This is a genomic window from Ruminococcus sp. OA3, from assembly GCF_022440845.1.
Taxonomy (GTDB): Bacteria; Bacillota; Clostridia; order Lachnospirales; family Lachnospiraceae; genus Ruminococcus_G.
In genome coordinates this window covers 1,699,645-1,716,915 of the sequence record NZ_JAKNTO010000001.1, presented here as the reverse complement: position 1 = coordinate 1,716,915, position 17,271 = coordinate 1,699,645, and the positions used below count along the sequence as shown (strand labels likewise).

General features: G+C 41.3%; 23 protein-coding genes and 1 tRNA gene. 7 read left to right on the top strand and 17 right to left on the bottom strand.

What is annotated here, in order from left to right; translation table 11 throughout:
* Positions 1–178: 178 nt before the first annotated feature.
* The 11 genes from MCG98_RS07805 to MCG98_RS07760 all read right to left on the bottom strand — a co-directional run bounded on the left by MCG98_RS07805 (position 179) and on the right by MCG98_RS07760 (position 7,414).
* The gene (locus MCG98_RS07805; RefSeq protein ID WP_240301461.1) at positions 179–2,659 is read right to left on the bottom strand and encodes a bifunctional DNA primase/polymerase; all 2,481 of its coding nucleotides are present in this window, start codon (positions 2,657–2,659) and stop codon (positions 179–181) included.
* A 60-nt stretch (positions 2,660–2,719) separates the two neighbouring features.
* Entirely contained in the window at positions 2,720–3,085 is a 366-nt protein-coding gene (locus MCG98_RS07800) for a hypothetical protein (protein WP_240301460.1), read from the bottom strand.
* The gene (locus tag MCG98_RS07795; protein ID WP_240301459.1) at positions 3,078–3,359 is read right to left on the bottom strand and encodes a hypothetical protein; all 282 of its coding nucleotides are present in this window, start codon (positions 3,357–3,359) and stop codon (positions 3,078–3,080) included. The genes MCG98_RS07800 and MCG98_RS07795 overlap by 8 nt, the downstream gene beginning before the upstream one ends.
* Positions 3,340–3,480: a hypothetical protein gene (locus tag MCG98_RS07790; RefSeq protein ID WP_240301458.1), complete on the bottom strand. Its 141-nt coding sequence runs from the start codon at positions 3,478–3,480 to the stop codon at positions 3,340–3,342. Before MCG98_RS07790 ends, MCG98_RS07795 begins: the two co-directional genes overlap by 20 nt.
* Positions 3,481–4,339: 859 nt before the next feature.
* Positions 4,340–4,474, bottom strand: a complete 135-nt coding sequence (locus MCG98_RS18830; protein ID WP_275891315.1) for a hypothetical protein — start codon at positions 4,472–4,474, stop codon at positions 4,340–4,342.
* On the bottom strand, positions 4,434–4,652 hold the full coding sequence (locus tag MCG98_RS07785) for an excisionase family DNA-binding protein (RefSeq protein ID WP_240301457.1): 219 nt from the start codon (positions 4,650–4,652) through the stop codon (positions 4,434–4,436). The genes MCG98_RS18830 and MCG98_RS07785 overlap by 41 nt, the downstream gene beginning before the upstream one ends.
* A 13-nt stretch (positions 4,653–4,665) precedes the next feature.
* On the bottom strand, positions 4,666–5,169 hold the full coding sequence (locus MCG98_RS07780; RefSeq protein ID WP_240301456.1) for a hypothetical protein: 504 nt from the start codon (positions 5,167–5,169) through the stop codon (positions 4,666–4,668).
* A gap of 14 nt (positions 5,170–5,183) precedes the next feature.
* A complete protein-coding gene (locus tag MCG98_RS07775; protein ID WP_240301455.1) occupies positions 5,184–6,017 on the bottom strand; it encodes a toxin Bro in 834 nt (277 codons plus the stop codon).
* 41 nt (positions 6,018–6,058) lie between these two features.
* Positions 6,059–6,460 (bottom strand): hypothetical protein, encoded by a 402-nt coding sequence (locus MCG98_RS07770; protein ID WP_240301454.1) that lies wholly within the window; start codon positions 6,458–6,460, stop codon positions 6,059–6,061.
* Complete coding sequence (locus MCG98_RS07765) at positions 6,432–7,163, bottom strand: hypothetical protein (protein ID WP_240301453.1); 732 nt, start codon at positions 7,161–7,163, stop codon at positions 6,432–6,434. Before MCG98_RS07765 ends, MCG98_RS07770 begins: the two co-directional genes overlap by 29 nt.
* The gene (locus MCG98_RS07760; protein ID WP_240301452.1) at positions 7,160–7,414 is read right to left on the bottom strand and encodes a DUF739 family protein; all 255 of its coding nucleotides are present in this window, start codon (positions 7,412–7,414) and stop codon (positions 7,160–7,162) included. The genes MCG98_RS07765 and MCG98_RS07760 overlap by 4 nt, the downstream gene beginning before the upstream one ends.
* Before the next feature lie 164 nt (positions 7,415–7,578).
* Here MCG98_RS07760 and MCG98_RS07755 point away from each other — a divergent pair, with 164 nt between their 5' ends.
* The 6 genes from MCG98_RS07755 (at position 7,579) to MCG98_RS07730 (ending at position 11,947) form a co-directional block, all read left to right on the top strand.
* Positions 7,579–8,085: a helix-turn-helix domain-containing protein gene (locus tag MCG98_RS07755; RefSeq protein WP_240301451.1), complete on the top strand. Its 507-nt coding sequence runs from the start codon at positions 7,579–7,581 to the stop codon at positions 8,083–8,085.
* Between the two features lie 6 nt (positions 8,086–8,091).
* Positions 8,092–8,553, top strand: a complete 462-nt coding sequence (locus tag MCG98_RS07750; protein WP_240301450.1) for an ImmA/IrrE family metallo-endopeptidase — start codon at positions 8,092–8,094, stop codon at positions 8,551–8,553.
* 40 nt (positions 8,554–8,593) lie between these two features.
* Positions 8,594–9,187: a hypothetical protein gene (locus MCG98_RS07745; protein WP_240301449.1), complete on the top strand. Its 594-nt coding sequence runs from the start codon at positions 8,594–8,596 to the stop codon at positions 9,185–9,187.
* Positions 9,188–9,315: 128 nt separating this feature from the next.
* The gene (locus MCG98_RS07740; RefSeq protein WP_240301448.1) at positions 9,316–10,062 is read left to right on the top strand and encodes a zinc ribbon domain-containing protein; all 747 of its coding nucleotides are present in this window, start codon (positions 9,316–9,318) and stop codon (positions 10,060–10,062) included.
* 56 nt (positions 10,063–10,118) lie between these two features.
* Complete coding sequence (locus MCG98_RS07735) at positions 10,119–10,475, top strand: hypothetical protein (RefSeq protein WP_240301447.1); 357 nt, start codon at positions 10,119–10,121, stop codon at positions 10,473–10,475.
* A gap of 161 nt (positions 10,476–10,636) precedes the next feature.
* Positions 10,637–11,947 (top strand): site-specific integrase, encoded by a 1,311-nt coding sequence (locus tag MCG98_RS07730; RefSeq protein ID WP_240301446.1) that lies wholly within the window; start codon positions 10,637–10,639, stop codon positions 11,945–11,947.
* 541 nt (positions 11,948–12,488) lie between these two features.
* Here the strand turns inward: MCG98_RS07730 and MCG98_RS07725 are convergent.
* From MCG98_RS07725 to MCG98_RS07715, 3 genes are all read right to left on the bottom strand, one after another.
* On the bottom strand, positions 12,489–14,159 hold the full coding sequence (locus MCG98_RS07725; protein WP_240301445.1) for a S8 family peptidase: 1,671 nt from the start codon (positions 14,157–14,159) through the stop codon (positions 12,489–12,491).
* 98 nt (positions 14,160–14,257) lie between these two features.
* Entirely contained in the window at positions 14,258–14,776 is a 519-nt protein-coding gene (locus MCG98_RS07720; protein ID WP_240301444.1) for a ferritin family protein, read from the bottom strand.
* A gap of 127 nt (positions 14,777–14,903) precedes the next feature.
* Positions 14,904–15,419 (bottom strand): hypothetical protein, encoded by a 516-nt coding sequence (locus MCG98_RS07715; protein ID WP_240301443.1) that lies wholly within the window; start codon positions 15,417–15,419, stop codon positions 14,904–14,906.
* 100 nt (positions 15,420–15,519) lie between these two features.
* Between MCG98_RS07715 and MCG98_RS07710 the strand changes: the two genes are divergently transcribed.
* Entirely contained in the window at positions 15,520–15,669 is a 150-nt protein-coding gene (locus tag MCG98_RS07710; protein WP_240301442.1) for a hypothetical protein, read from the top strand.
* Positions 15,670–15,745: 76 nt separating this feature from the next.
* Here MCG98_RS07710 and MCG98_RS07705 read toward each other — a convergent pair.
* The 3 genes from MCG98_RS07705 to rlmB all read right to left on the bottom strand — a co-directional run bounded on the left by MCG98_RS07705 (position 15,746) and on the right by rlmB (position 17,248).
* Positions 15,746–15,818: transfer RNA gene (locus MCG98_RS07705), tRNA-Thr, on the bottom strand.
* Positions 15,819–15,903: 85 nt separating this feature from the next.
* A complete protein-coding gene (gene sigH / locus MCG98_RS07700; protein WP_240301441.1) occupies positions 15,904–16,500 on the bottom strand; it encodes an RNA polymerase sporulation sigma factor SigH in 597 nt (198 codons plus the stop codon).
* 1 nt (position 16,501) lies between these two features.
* On the bottom strand, positions 16,502–17,248 hold the full coding sequence (gene rlmB, locus MCG98_RS07695) for a 23S rRNA (guanosine(2251)-2'-O)-methyltransferase RlmB (RefSeq protein WP_240301440.1): 747 nt from the start codon (positions 17,246–17,248) through the stop codon (positions 16,502–16,504).
* Positions 17,249–17,271: the final 23 nt, after the last annotated feature.

Here is a 17,271-nt window from a genome sequence, read left to right as displayed (position 1 = left end):
ATATATTAATACACTCCCTCATTTTAGCAACCCATATATAAAAATACATATTATACGTTCTCTACTAAATATTTATGTGAGAATGTGAGATTCTGTATCAAAGAGCCTGATAAACACTGATGATTTTCGATCTCACCTAAATCTCACATTTTATAAAAAGGTGAGACTAAATGTGAGACTATCCTTTAAAAATTTCATCTGGGTCCACTCCAACCACATCCTCAAGCTCCTCGATGGTCTTTCTTCCCATAATAGTAATCTTTACATAGCGAGCTTTTGTTGTAACCGTCCCAGCTGTTGTTAAAAAGGCGTATTTCCCGTCTAATGTTTTCTCTAAATAACCCATCTGCGCCCATTCCTTTTTCACTGCATCAAAGTTAAAGCCGTTGTCCTCCATAACTTCGCACAACTTGCTTTTGTTAAACAGGCAATAGTTGTCTTTCTCATTAATAACGCCATACTGCTGTATTGAATAAATTGGTTCAAAGGACTTATTATTCAGTGCAATCCAATCCACGATAAAGCGATACGCTCGTTCTGCCTGAGATACTTCACTTGTGTTCTTAAGGAAAATAGCGCTGTTTTTCAAATTCATCGGCTCTTCCCCGGGAAATAAACACTTTTCTGCCAAACGGTCTGCCAGCATGATACATGCCAGGCTCTGCGCCTGTTTCCCGGTGCTCTGTGCCAGTTCAGAGATTTCCTTACACAGCTCCTTGTGCTCCTGGATCAATTGCTTATCCGGGATCCCCTGGACGTATTTCACAAAAGCCTCTCCTGCATATCCGTAATTCTCCCTCACCGTCTCAAGAACGCCTCCGTAGTCCGAAAACAGCGGTCCCTCTACTTCCAGTTCTATCACACGGTTAATAGCTCCGGCACCTGAGCTGTTATTGATGATCGGCTGCTCCCCGTTGAAGAATGAGACATTTTCCCACGTCCCCTGATTCCGTTCTTTGCTATTACGATCCAAACGCCCTCTTTTCTTCCCCTCCGTCATTGAATAGATCAGTTTACTCAGATCTCCCTTCGCAAGCTGTGTTTCATCCACGAATACCGGCAGGTTTTTCATCAGCGCCGCCCGACCGGTACAGTAATTAATGGTAGAATCCACAGAAAGCATCAGGTCATCCGGACGCCCCCAAACAGAGGCCGCCGCCATAAACCCAACCGTCTTTCCTGTCCCTGAAGGTCCCCACAAGTGCACTACAAAACATAAACACCCTAATTTTTTTATCAGGACAGATGCCAGGCTTGCATCTATTAACAACCGGATATACAAATTCTTTCGGTATTCTCTGCAGGCAGCTTTCCACTGCTCAAAATTTCCATAAGGCTTCAGTGCAGCCACGGTCTTTTCCTGCGCAATATCCCCGTCAAAAATAATGCCTTCCATATAGGGAAAAAAGTTGTTTCCCACCCATCCGAAATGTGAGATCGCCTTTTCAATCGGTATGGTTTCCTCATTAATACGATACATATCTGCAAGATACCCCACCAGTGCCTTTGCCGTCTGATCATTTACCTGTATCCCAAGATTTGCAAGCCCTATGATTTTTGTCTTGGTACAGCAGATCGCAGGCTCCACCTTAATATCCTTCCATACGTATCTGCCATTTCTCTTTACGCTGAATGCAAGATTATATTTCTGCTCCCCGGTTTCGATATTTTCCAGCAGTCCTATTGGCAATATTTGTTGATGTGAGGCTGTGATCAGGACTGGCGGGTCTGTTTCTTTTCTTGCCGGCACCCATTTGTATACCCCGTTTTTGTCACAATCCCACTGACCGCTTTTCAAAGTAAGAGGAGCGTCAACAAATTGCGTTACTTTATTTGCTTCTCTGATAACAGCATTAGAATACGGAGTGGTTGATTTCTGATATTTTAATGCACTTTCTACCTTTTGCCGTACCTCTTTATCCGACAGTGGCGGTACACACCTCGTCTCATTCTCCTTTTGGACCGCCGCCAATATTGCTTCATCCGAAAGCCCTTTTGCCTGGAGGCTGCAGGCCAGCTTAAAGATCGTATCATCTCGGCTTCCCTGCATGATTGTTTCCGGCACCTCAAATCGTTTTCTTTCCAGATCTTTTTCCGGCATAATAAAGGAAAAAACCGTTTCATTTGCTTCTGCAATCTGGAACTCATCGGGTGCGTATTCCCATTCATATCGTCTTCCGGAAAAATGCAGACTTGGCGGCGCAATAATATACCCGCCGTCCCCTCGAATATCTACTCCACACTCATTCCCGAAGATATCACGGTTGCAAGAAACCTCACGATCCGTCTTGTAAAAGATATGTTCCCCGCCTTTTCCTGTAATAGATCTCCAGGTATCCTCCGGAAGAGAACCGTGTTCATGTTCCCACTCCCTGAGAGTTTCCCGGCCGTCGATGCCTGCCTCTTTTTTAATATCCAGATCTATCGCAAAAATACCACCAGACCTCTTTCCCAGGGCAATTCCAATATTGGCGTTTGGCCATTCTGCCCACCACCGCTTTATCTGCTCTGGATCCATACTGGCATTCTGAAATCCATTCTTTGTGAGCGGCTTCTTAAAAGCTTTCTCAGTATTTCCCCAGGACTGTATGGGGAACACTGCTAATCCCATTTTTGCGTATGATAATGCATGCTGCATTAAATTGTATGTTTCAGCCATTCAGTGTACCCCGCTCCAGTTACAGAACTTTTCTCACCAGTTCAAATATTATTTTTATAGTCATCGCTTCATATCCTCCTCCGGTCCCCTGCAGAACACCACTGGCAGCCAGTGGTCCGTCTTATAGTCACGTGCTGTCTTGACGATCGGCAGGTCAAGTCCGCCGCCGTCAATCAAATACGTGAAAAATTGTGTCGGTTCTTTATGTATGATGCCTTCCCCCGTCAGCTCATTGATAATCTCAATCGCCTCTTTGTTCCATCCCGTCCAGAATATTACATGGCTGCACTTTCCAGATGTGATATCAAAATCACCATGATAATCGTAGCCGATGGATTCCATAAACTGATTTAATTCCACGTATGATACATGATTGTTTTCGATAATGTAATCAGCAATTGCCTGTTTTACCTGTTCTCTATTCATGCGCATTTCTCCTCTTCTCGGGTGTCGTGATAGTATCAGTAAACAGTTTAATAATGCGCATCTGCTTTGGATCATCACACCTCAAAATATTTGCTACTGTACTTGTCTGATTCCATTCCAGATCCGTCAGCGTCTCCCATTGTTTATCGTCATATTTCCGATTCATTATTTCCGTAAGCTTGTAAATTTCCCTAAGTGCAAATACATTTTTAATGGAATTAACATTCTGTATAATCCCTTCCCGCAGTTCCTTCTTATATTTCGGTTGTTTCATGCCGTTTTTCCTCCCTAACAAACATGCAGTGAGCCATTAGATAAACCCTTCTTAACTTGTCCGGATCATGAATCGCATCCAGCATTTTATTAATACAATCCCTATACTCTTGTTCATTCATCGTGTTTACTCCTCCTTGCAGATCTGTAAGCTCTTTCATATCCGAAATGAAATGCATTTATTACCGCGTCGAGAATATCGAAGTTACTATATTCCTGAAGGCAACGTAATTCACTCATACTTAAATCTTGAGCTACCGGAACATGGTTTTTGCCCGCTTCTATGTATTTTTTCACGTTGGCATTCATTTTGCTGCACCCCCCCTCGGATCCCTCTCAGCTTGCGATGTATCTTATCCTGCTCACACCGAATAAACAGTTCACTTTTAAATACAGCCTGTAACAGATCCGGAGTGATATGTGCAAAGTATGCCAGTTGAAAATAAGGTGCCAGTTCTCTTAAATTTGGATATTTCATACCGCCATACCTCGCTTCCGAAGTTTTTCTTCTTTCTTCTCGATCACTAATCTGCACGCTTCATGAATCAGAATCCTGATGACTCTTGATGTATTGCGATCATCCAACTCCCGCAGTCATTCAATCTCAAATTCCTTAATCTCATCAATCGTAAGCTTTCCAAGCTCTGCAACAATCTCATATGTCACCTTTTTCATCTCATTCACAGGAGTGCCCTCCTCTCTGCGTTCCTCTGGCGCTGCTTCGATAAGCCCTTTCATATCCATAGAAAAAGGCAAACAGCATGATTTCATACACATCATTTGAACTTTTTCGAATTGATTCAAACTCCTCAATCGAAGGGTGATGTTGGTCTATGCAGTGTTGTTTTCCTGACTCTATATACTTTTCAAGGTTAATTTTTCTACTCATAACACTTGTCCTTTCCGACAAGCCATGATATATTTAAGTTGTATATGTACATCATAGCTTGTCTATGTGACCCCTGATTTTAGCCCGCCAGCTTATTCAGGGGTATTTTCATGCCTTAACGCTTCCATTTGCTGCCTTATGGCTTCCAGCTCCTCTACCACCTTGTCGTAGCTCTCCAGCATCTTCTCATACGTCTCCTGTGGGATTGCTATCATCTTCGTCATCATCTTCGACCTCCTCTCCATTTAGATAATCTGCCAATCTGTCCAGGTTGATCAAATATTTGCTGCCGACTCTCCGGTATACAATTCTGCCCTCCAGACACCATTTCCGCAGGCATCCATAAGTAAGCCCTGTTTCATCTGCTGCCTGCTGGATCGTGGCCATACGCGGTACTGCTGCCATCTGATCACCTCCTTCAATACGCTTCTGACAGTTTCAGTGTTCCGTCTCCATATACAATAAGAGTTCTGTACTTGCTGAATTCTTCCTGCTCATTCGTTCGGAATATGTATGCCATACCTACTTCTTCACCGCTTTCGTCAAACGCACCATGCAGATCATACAGCACCATATTTCTCAGGACGCTTGCTGCATCTAAACGATCAATTTCGTATATAGAAACCCCTGCGTTCTCTTCCACGCAATCTTCTGATTCTGAATCTTCATCATCCATACCCTGAGCATGCTCATCGTATCGCTCTTCTACAGCTGTACGTAAACGGCTGATATGATCCAGTGAAGCATTCAATAAATCACAAGCCTCACCATACAGTTCCCGGTATTGAGCGTGGCGCATACGCATTGGGGAGCTTGCTGTATTAACCCCTTCTGCCATCATGCACGTAGCCCATTCCAAGTCATGCTCAATTCGGCTGAATATCTGTTCTGCTTCGCTCATTTCAAAATATAACTTACTCATTGTGTAATCCTCCTTTAATCTGTGAGTAATTTCTTCAATCTATAAACCACATGATTACTCTTCTCTTTTCCACTCCGCTCTGTATACGGAATATCTTCAGGATAATCATGTTCTTTAAGCCACTCTAAGACTTTCTCTGTCACCGATGGAACATACTTCTTGACGGATCCCTGCCAGTTGCCTTTTGACTCCAACGTTTCAATATATTCAGAATCGTTAATATCCAGCTTTTTGATAATGTTGCCGACAGCATCGCTGGCCGGCTTGCCCGTCTTTGTAAAAATTCCGATTTCTCGGGCGATATGTACGGTGTCGTAGTATGGCTGCTCTGTTTGAATCTCAAATGGCAGCTCGCAACCAGCTTTACAGTATAAGGTCTTTGCTGTCAGGAGTTGAATCTCATTACTGAAACCTGCTTTCTCCATCAGTGGCATAAGTGTTTTTACGGCATTGGTTGCACTTGGAAGGCTTTCGATCTTCGGCTGCCTCGGTTTTTTCGGCATTGAGTAGCTGCCTGTTTTTCTTATGGATGGAATCACATCAAATGCCAGCCAGTTCTGGTAATTCTCTGCTGCTGCGTTGCTCGCTTTCATTCCGAGACGGTAAAACAGGGCTTCTGGTATGTAATCATCTTTCCCAACTTCTTGTGAAAAGCCTAACTCCTTACAGTATTCATTTACTCTTGCCCATCTCACAACCTCGTTGCCACTTTTGGCAACGGTAGTCCACCCGAATCCTCTTGCTGTGTCCTCCGCATTAATTGAAATGCTGCCGTCTTCATTTTCCATAACTCTTACCTGAATACCCAGTTCAGGATTTTTAAAAATACTGATTTCGTTTTTGTTCATAGCTTCTCCTTCCTCACAAGTTGGGGAAAATTCCAACTAAGTCACATTATTTTTGTCAGATCCAGACTCATCTGTCCCTCAACCTCCATCCGACGCCTTGAAGCTTTCGCCTTAGAGACCACCAGTCCATCAAGTTTTTCTGCCAACTGCCCCTCTACGCTTCTCAGAGCTTGAACATTCCTGCTCTCATCAATATTGACGTATTTGGAAACACCATCAACTTTGCAATTAAACACTGTCCGCGTCCCGTATTCATCCCTTATCTGCGCCGCCAATTGATTTGCCTTTCGGCGTATCTGCTGTTCTTTAGCCACCTGCGGATCAAACAGGAAGTGAGGTCGTATCAAATCCATAAGATCCTCTGTTTCCATTTCCCCGGATTCTCTCATTATTTGTATAATAACCTCCCTCGCTTTAGGTTCTAATGTTCTTGTTCTTGCCATTATGTATCACCTCTTTCATATAATTTTGAATTCTTAATAACTTGCTGATTGAATCTTCTGTCTCATGTAAATAGGTTTCTGCGGTTTGTGCTGTTATTACTTCACTAAGCATTTTAAATTCTTTCTCATCGGCGTTAATATACATAAATGCCCCTATCGCTTTATGATACTTTTTTGTTACCTTGCCGCACTCATCCATATAAGAGTAAAAATCATCTTTTTTTTGAACTGATGGTGTTTGTGTTTTCTTACTGACAAAATCCAGAATCCTATTTTTTGTAACAGGCTCGCCGACTTCCTTTGCTTTCTGTTTTGCCTGTTCAACAATTTCTTTATTATCTGCCAGTGTTTCAAACTCGTACGTTTGCTTTTTGGAAAAACCTAAGTCTTTCATTGTTTGTTCTTTCGTTTTCTTAACCTCGTTACCACACGGATACGAGGTTAGGTCACTTCGTAACCCACTTTGTTTTGGGATATGCTTTGAAAATTCACCAAGCTTTACATAAGCATCCAGGATTAATTCCGAGAGTAACCTCTGTTCTTCGAGCTTTTGGTCGTATACTTCTTTCGCTAATTGAATTTTTTGAATTGCTCTAATTTCGGCTTTCAGGGATTTCAATTTTTCAACACCAATTAAAGCAAATTTCGCAACATCTTCAATAGTATTAGGAAGTTGTTTTTCTAATGTCGTTAACTCGTTCATGCGTCCTCCCTTTGTTTCAATTTTGAAACTTTTTTAGTAAAAAAATACGATGGAATTTCTGCGATCTCAATATCAAGCAATTCACACCATTTTAATATTTCATCCTGTGAAAGCCCAATTCCATTATTTAATTTCAGGGATATTGACCTGTCTGTGAGATTATTTACAGTCGCAAACTTGCCCTGAGTTCCATAATTTTCAACTATCTTTCCTTTCAATTTACTATAGTCAAAAATAATTTTTTCACGCAATTCTATTCCCTCCTTTCGTATTTCAATTTTGAAACTACATTTAATATACCCTATCTTGTAGACACTGTCAATACTAAATTTTCAATTTTTAAACTTTTTTATTCAAAACTCTTGTATTTCGGTTTCGATTTTGATATTATATATCTAAAGAAAGGAGCATCGTTATGAATGCGCATAAAGAAACCTTTAAAACAAGATTTAACAAAGCTCTTTCTGTAAAAAATATTAAGCCAACAGAATTAGCAGAAAAAACCGGTTTATCAAAGTCAACAATTAGTCATTATATGTCCGGTTATACAAAACCTAAATCTGATAAGCTCTTTATTTTAGCAAAAGCCTTAAACGTAAGTGAGCAATGGCTTATGGGATTAGATGCACCTATGGAACGATTTGATCCAGAGGTATTAAAAGTTCAAAAAGAGTCCCGCAATCAGTATGCAGAGAAATGGAATATTCAATTTTATGAAAAGAAAATGCTTGATTCCTTTTCCAAATTAAATGATGATAATAAAAAGAAAGGAATCTCTTACGCAGAAAATCTTTTGCAAAACCAAATACTAGAAGAAGAACTGAGCGTAAGAGCCGCCCACCAGCGTACCGACCAAAAACCTACCGAAGAAGACCAAAAACACGATGACGATATCATGAACAATGATAGTGAATGGGAGTGATACCATTTGGTATATGATAACTTGCTAATAGAGTCCGAAGATGCCGGACTTGTAGTAAAAGAAAAACGGCTTTACAACAATGATGGGTTAATTAGCGGTGAACGTATTGCCATTCGCAACACAATACCAACTACTGCGCAGAAATGTTGTGTGCTGGCTGAAGAGCTGGGACACCACTATACCACCGCAGGCAATATTCTTGACCAAACAGCCACTATAAACAGAAAACAAGAATACAAAGCCCGCTTGTGGGCTTACGATAAATTAATTGGCTTACAGGGGCTTATCCACGCATATGCGCACGGCTGCAAGACCTGGAATGAAACTGCTGATTTTTTGGAAGTATCTGAAGAATTTCTTCGTGAAGCTGTTGACTGTTATCGCTCTAAATATGGAGTATATGTTGAGATTGATAATTATTTAGTCTATTTTATTCCTGTTTATAATGTACTAAAAATCATTGATTAATATACACTGCTTCTAAAACTCATCGCAAAGAGGTGAACTAATGGCTGAATGTATTGTTTGTGGAAATAAAGGTCTTTTCATTCGAGTCAATGCATACGGGAGATGCAAAGATTGTGAATATGCATACCAATTAGAATTGAAAGAATATAAGTGCCTAGAAGCTATGCGTAATAAAGCGCTTGAAAAAGAACGCCTCCTTAAAGAAAAAGATGATCTTAAGGATGCGGCGCAGGCACTATCTGATATATTAGTTCTATTAGCCTTCCTTGACACTGAGATCAAAGATTATCGGCCATTAAAAAAACGAGGTGATCTTATACCGATCATAAATGAGCGCATAGAAATGTGTGACCAGTATACTACTCTTGTAAATAAAGCTGAAAATTGTCCGCATTTCTTCGATGCATTGAAAAATTTTGCCTACTCATCTGCAAAAACTAATGATTATCGACTATCAGGAGTACAGTGCGGATTAAGAAATCGTATTGAAGGAGGCTACTCTGATCCGTATTTTATGTCAATTAGATATTTACTACATTTCGCTTCAGATCTTAAAGATGCATGGAGAAACGAAAAGAAAGCAATTGAAAAAGAAATAAAAAAAGCAAACACTATTGAAAAAGTGGATAAATAGATGTGTGACCTGTTTAGGGATTTAGGTCTGTCGATTAATCACCCACGTGGTTAATAATAAACCCGGATCACTGTCTGGCAAGGCGGAGGGGCTGTTCTAGGAAAAATAATCTTAATAGGAGGGATGGTATGGCATTAATTAAATGTCCAGAATGTGGAAAAGAAATCAGCGACAAGGCATCTGCTTGTCCAAACTGTGGAAATCCAATGGATAAAATACTCAAAAATAGTAAGACGAATAAAAATTGGGTCTTAAGAATTTTGATAGTCTGCTTTATATTAGTTCTGATCATTTTATTTTTTAATATGACAGGTAGTAACGACAAAAAGCATACATCTGCTTCCTCAGAAAAAAACTTGGAAGTTAATATAAAACCGGATGACTTTTCCTATTCTATTGATCCAGACACTATTAATTTGGAAACTTACAACGGTGATTCTGATATCCTTGAAATAAAATCATCATATGAAATTACTGGAAGTGTATATAACACTAATCTCTCTGAGTTTCAGATATCCAATCATAAGGTTACAACGCTAATTCTTGATGAGGGAATTACAGAAACCAAAACTTCAATTTTCAATGGCAGTGACGTTGAAAAGATATTTTTTCCACAATCAATGAGTATGGTATATGATTATACATTATCATATCTTCATCCTAAAGATGAGAATAAGGTACAAATTTACTACGCAGGTACAGAGGAGGAATGGAATAATATTTTCACAGAATACACTTCTATGGGAGAAAAAGACAGTACGGCAGAAGCAGTCGGGCAAGCCGCCGCAGATTTTATAAATGGTTTAGTAGGCGTAGAATATGACAGTACCTTATTTGAATATCACTTTTCTGCGTCTCCTGAAGATCTGAAATAAGACTACGGTTTAACCGCTTCGGCGATTAATATAAAATATTTAAAGGAGGGGTACCTATGAAAACATGGAAACTGGTATCGGGAATCTTGTCAATCGTTTTATTTGCGTTTGTCAGCTTTCAGTCATGCGCCGCAGGACTGAGCAACACACTGGAAGCTAACGGAGAAGTCGGAGGCAGTGCAGGAATCATTGTCGCTATCATGCTTCTCGCTGGAGGGATTGTTTCTATTGTCACAAGACGTGGAAGCAAGGGCGGAAATATCGCTCTTATTGTACTTTTCGGCATTGGCGCACTTTGTGGTTTTACTATGGCCGGTAGTTATGCTGATTTGTACATATGGGCTGCATGGTGTTTAATCTGCGCAATAACAGCTATTGTTTCACTTATTAAATTAAAAAATACAGACAAGTAGCAAAAACCGCCCCCGGCGGCAACCAGGGACGGCAAGCATACATCCGAAGATATACACATTTTTCTGAACAAAAATATTGTATCATCTTCGGAGCAGCCCCGCAAGCGGAACACATGTTTCCTGCTGGCTGTTATTTTTATACGCAAAAGGAGGATGATACTATGGCAAACATTGAAAAAAGAGGTGATTCTTATCGAATCAAAGTGTGTGTTGGCTATGATTCCAAAGGCAAGAAAATCACGCAATCAACCACTTATCACCCCGAATACACCACCCGCACCGGAAAAGTAAAAGCTGAATCTGTGATCCAAAAAGAGCTTGAGCGGTATGCTGCTGAATTCGAGCGAAAAGTCAAAAACGGTGACCTCCTTGCTGAAAGCAACATGAAATTCTCGGAACTGGTTGAGCGTTATTTAAAAGAATATGCCTATATGGAACTGACGACTGCAACTGCTGAAGGATATGAAACCTATCTAAGAAATAAGCTTCTGCCGCATTTTGGTCATTTTAAGGTTGCCGACCTTTGCCGACAGACCATGAATATTCAAACTTTTTATAATGATACCGCAAAAAAAGCAGGAGACGAACGTGCACTGGCATCCTCTACAATCAATCGTCATATTACAATTTTCAGCAGTGTTATGAGATGGGCTGTTGATATGCACATTGCTCCGAATAACCCTCTTACACGCGTTAAACCGCCACGTACGCAGTATAAAAAGCCGACCCCTAAGAGCTTTACCCTTGAAGAGTTAAATCGCTTTATTCAAGCGCTGGAGCTTCCACAAACAGCAACGTACAAAGCCCACAAGCGAACTCTAAAAGGCGGTACAACATATTCAGTACCGGAGTATACCGAAACACGATTTCTGTCAGAGCAATTCAAACTATTTTATATCATGGCCGCCTTTTCGGGCTGTCGCAGAAGTGAATTGATTGCTCTGGACTGGTCTGACTTTAACTTTGACAAGGGAACCATAAATATAAGTAAAACCGTCAGCAAGACTTCCAAGGGAATTATTGTCAAGGAAACCAAAACATCCAGCGGAACCCGTGTCATCAATATGCCTGTCTCTGTTATGGACCTGGCAAAGCGATGGCGGACTCACCAGCAGGAAGAACGTCTGAAATTAGGAACTTTTTGGAAAGGAATTGATAACGTATTTTGTCAGGCAGATGGCACCCGCATGTATCCTGATACTGTATCTGCAAAATTCAAAGATGTAATACTGAATTATAATTCACAATGCCAGCCGAACGATAAACTACCAGAGATTACACTGCACGGTCTTAGGCATACTTCAGCCAGTATTTTAATTTATCAAAATACAGATATCGCCACCGTCTCAAAACGTCTCGGACACAGTAAGACTTCTGTAACGCTGGATATTTACACTCACGCAATCGCCGAAGCCGATAAAACTGCTGCTAATACACTTGATATTATTGCAAAGAACGCTGGTATCTCCTAGTGGATTTTGGGGACTGTTTGGGGACCAAAGGGAGTAAAAAGCGTAAAAGTTATTAAAACACAAAAAAGGTGAATTCTTGGAGAACCGCATAAAATCAGCGTTTACAGCAAAATATGAAAAATACAAAAGACCAAATATGACTTTCGCATTGTTGAGGCCACGGGTTCGAATCCCGTATACTCCATTGTGAAAAGCCATTTATCTATGTGGGTTTTCTGAACTATTTGTATTTATATATCTGACCTTTGGGGTCAGATATTTTTGCTTTGTGGACTCTTATTATCACTTCCGTTGTTTTTCTAAAATTCTTATAAAGCACTTTATATATCTTTTACCTTCTTGTCACGATTTGTTAAAAATAGCATCACAGTTCCATCACAATTGTTCTGTATACTATTATTATAAACAAAGAGGACAACAGCAGTAAAAGTCAGAGGTAAGTTCAGAGAATGCCGTTGTACCTCGCCTAACAATAATTTACATATATATAGATTTTTTTCATATCTGCCGGGGCTTTTGCCCCGGCTCTCCTTTTGTTAACTCAAATAAATGTTAACAGTTCAAAAAGAGAATATAAATCCAGCTTTCCATATCCCCAGATATTATTCGGATAACTGTCTGACGGTTTCCTTGAAGCCCCTCTCAGGACCAGCGTATTTATATCATTTCCGGTTATCGATGTATAATTCCCCTTGACAACAGCCCATTCAAAAATGATCGCAACTGCGCCGGCCGCATGAGCCGCCGCTGCCCCGGTCCCTGTCAGCGTCATATAACCGTTATTCGGAATCGCACACGGTATTTCAAATCCTGGTGCCGCTATGTCGGGTTTAACCCGTCCAACCCGTGTATAACCACGGCTTGAAGTAAGTAAAATGCTGTCATTATATTGATTGTAAGCTCCCACCGTCAACGCATAATCCGCATTCCCCGGAGAAGTTATCACGGTATCCGGATTTGAGTTTAAGAAATAGGTATCATCTGAGATCATTTCAGCCGAGGGAAGCCAGCAGTGGTAGCAAAAAGGATTACTGTCAATATTTATGACACGCATCCTCCATATTCCTTCCATTGTATCGTTGAAGCGAATCATGATCATCTGTGTTCCGTTCTCCTCCTCGAGCAGTATATTGTTCACCCATACGGTTGTGGAACTTAATATAAAACGATGTTCAACGCATCCGGATATAGACGGATAAACAATTGGCATGGATTCTCCATTTGGTGATATAATCTGAATCGAAAGCCTCGCCAGAAGATCCGGCCAGATCTGAAAAGCAAACATTGGGTCCTTACCGGACACCTTAAGTTCGAATTCTTCGCTGAATGGTGCAGCAGTCACATTACCATAATAATGCCTGCGGTTATTGCCCTCGTTTCCGGCAGCAACAGATATATTGACCTGAGACATCTGCCCAAGATTATTAATATAACTGCTTGTCGCCCCTTCCGCCTCATGCCCTGTCATGCTTGAACTTATGGCAATGCAGATGACAAGCGGCTTCCCCAGCGCCTTAGCCGTATTTAATGCATAACGGATTCCCAGCATGAGATCTGTCTCCTGATAACATAAGACATTTTCTGGGACACACATGATCTTGCGGAGATTCTGCTTTGCCTCTTTAAGTTTAACAACTACAAGTTGTGATTCGGGTACGACACCGGAAAAAGAATTTTCCTCATCCGGGCTGCCTGCTATGATACTTGCGATGGCTGTGCCGTGTCCGTTATCATCCCTCGTAGGAACCACAGACGTTGGTTCTCCGGAGGCAAGCGCGATATTTATCATATCCCTGCTGAATTCCGTCCCAAAGTTAAACCCCTGTGGTCTCTTATCATCCTGTAAGGTCTGGTCCCATATGGAAATGATTCGCGTGGTACCGTCATTAAACCGAAAGGCAGGATGTGTATAATCAATTCCTGTATCAATGACACCTACAATTACACCACGGCCAAATAAGGAGAGCAGTGTATTGGACTGCAGCCGTGTTATCCCGGAGCTGCTGAGGCTGAATTCTGACGATAATGTATACAATGTGGGAAATCTGAAGTATGAGTGCTGCCCCAGATTGCACATGCTAAAATTTTTCACCTCGACATGAAGCATACTGTTTCTGTCATTTAAAAACGTTATTTTATCAGTGTTTTCTGCCGTTCCTGTCGTATTATTGATAATCAGATCGTAATAGTTTTCATCTATCACCTTTTCCATATTTTCTCCCGAAAACTGAACATAAGATATACTTATTTCTTATGTGAAACAAGTTACAAGTATAACAAAAACCACCCTTACGGATGGTTTTAATGTATTTACAGCTGGCGATACATCTCATGAAATGTCTGAAGATGACACTCCTCATCCTTAATAATGCGATGCAGATTTTCTACGATATTCATGTCTTCAATGACTTTTGCCTGTCTGGAATACTTAATAACAGCTTCCTTCTCCGCCTTGATCGATTCAGCTATCATGGACCTCAGCTCCTGGGGGTAGCCGATATACGAAGGCGACCACCAGCGCCTCCTTCCGTTCTTTACACACCAGAGTCTGGGATCTGCCCCGAGCTGTCTCGCGAGCTCTGCGAATATATTGAGATGATGCATCTCCACTATACTGATATTATGAAAACATTCTGATATCTCCCCGTATTTTGGTCCTGTCATTACAGATATGTAAAAGTACCGTGAAACATCACTTATTTCTGATGCAGCATCAGCCATATTGCTGAGCATCTCACGGGCGTAAGCAGAATTTCTTTCTTTTACATGTACTTTCGGATACGGCCCCTCCGCCTTGTAGATGCACTCATTAGATTTACCTTCACTCATTTAGATCCTCCTGATAAAATATATCATTACCCTATATCTATTGGTAAGAGATGACCAATATGACACAAAGGAAAAACCAGCCGTCTCTGAGTATCATTTCACTCACTTTGACGGCTGGTCCAGACATTTATATATCTTCCCACTTCTTTATATAATCTTTTGTAGTAATATTCCTGTTTTTATATGCAAGCACCAATACTACCAAAAACAGAAGAAATCCAGAACAAAGCTTACATTTCTCATAAACCAGAGAAAACGTATCCCATTGGGTGCGATACAGGAATAAAATAACAACGGCTGCGCTTACAAAAATAAATGGGAAGTTCGATGATACAATATAAGAAAATATATTCACATGTCTCTGGCTGAACTTTATATTTCTTGATTCCCAGTTAAATTTGCCTCCCTCATGAAACACACTTAGATATGCTCCGATTTTACATATCCCCTGCATTTTACTGATTACAATCAGATATGCCGGAATAATCACAATATATGACAGGAGGATAAAAATCGTATCTTCCTGCGTCAGTGCAAATGCGATAAACGAAGCAATAAACACATAGAAGAAATTTATCGTATTATTTACAACCGAGTCTAAATGCAACAACTCATCTCTCAGCATTAAATATTCCTGATCCATGTTATCCCCTCTCTATCCGTTTATATTCCATCATTTTTCATCAATCCTGTATATTTTACCAGAACCTTGTGCACCCTGTTAAAAAAAGGAGTATACACGCATGGAAAAACAATCTATTTTCCCGCCAGTTAAAGATATTGTCAATGATTATGACGATGGCAACATCCCGGAAGTGGATCTGCCGAAAGATGTGGCGGAACCGTTACCGGAATCAGAACGACCGCGTAAGGACGGACCTGGAGGGGATTGATCACCCTCCTTTTTTTCCGGAAACAAGAAATCTCCGAAGACACTGATAAAATCAGGTTTCCGGAGATTTAGTCATAAGCTACAGACGGGAATCGAACCCGTGACCTCAACACTACCAATGTTGCGCTCTACCTACTGAGCTACTGCAGCGCGTAACGTTCCGCTACGATTAATAATTCTAACAAAGTCCGTGACTGATGTCAAGCAGAAATTGTATCAATTTCATGTGCCACAATTATGTTTTTTCTGTCCCCGTCACGCATGCTTTGACTTTCTGACGGATACGTTGCAATGCATTGTCAATAGATTTAACAGAACGATCCAGCTTTTCAGAAATCTGAACATAGTCTGCACCTTCCAGATACAGCTTAAGCACCTGATTTTCAAAGTCACTGAGCGCTGACTGTATCCTTTTTTCAATGCCGGCTGTGCTTTCCTGATCTATGATGATGGATTCCGGATTCTGTACGGAAAGCTGGATGAGCTCAGACGCAAACTCTTCATCGCTCAGCGAAACATAAGAATTGAGCGGCTGATGCTTTTGCCTGTTGGAGCTTTGAATGGCATTGTAAAGCTGGCGTTCAATGCAAATCTGAGCAAATGTGGCAAAAGAGGCTGCCTTTCCGGGGCGAAAATCACGCACTGCCTTAAAGAGACCAAGCATGCCCTCCTGTATCAGGTCATCCGTATCACCGCCTACCAGATACATCGCCCTGGCTTTTTTCCTCACCAGCGGTTTGTATTTGTTCAGCAGATACTCTTCCACTTTCCCATCATGATGATTTATTCGTTCTAACAACTCTTCATCCGTAAATTCATCGAAGTTTTTCATTTTAACCTCTCTGTCTGACGATTTCAAAAGCAAGAATTCCGGCAGCTACCGAAGCATTCAGCGAATCAATATCTCCTTTCATGGGTATGGAAGCCACAAAATCACATTTTTCTCTTACAAGACGGCTGACACCTTCTCCTTCGCTTCCGATCACAAGACCGATCGGACCCTTCAGGTCAAGATCATACATGGATTCACCGCCCATGTCGGCACAGACAAACCAGAGTCCTTCTTTTTTCAGCTGGTCAATTTCTGCTGAAAGATTTGTCACCTTTGCAACGGGTGTATAGTTCAGCGCTCCCGCCGAAGTCTTTGCAACTGTCGCCGTTAGTCCGACTGCCCTCCTCTTGGGAATAATCACTCCGTGCGCTCCAGCCAGATTCGCAGTACGGATGATCGCACCCAGATTATGGGGATCTTCTATGTTGTCAAGCAGTATCAGAAATGGAGGCTCTCCTTTTTCCTTTGCCAGCTCCAGCATCGCTTCCACACTGCTGTATGCATAGGACGCAGCATATGCGATCACGCCCTGATGCTTTCCCGTTTCAGAAATTTGATCCAGCCGTTCCCTGGCAACGTAATTGATGATCGTATCCCGTTTTTTGGCTTCCCTTATGATCGTTCTTACAGGACCATCCTGATTCCCATCCAGTACAAACAGCTTGTCAACGCTGCGCCCGGCACGAAAAGCTTCAAGGACCGCGTTGCGCCCTTCAATTTTATTTTCCTCAAACTCACGATTTTCCATACTCTTTATTTTTCCTCCAGACC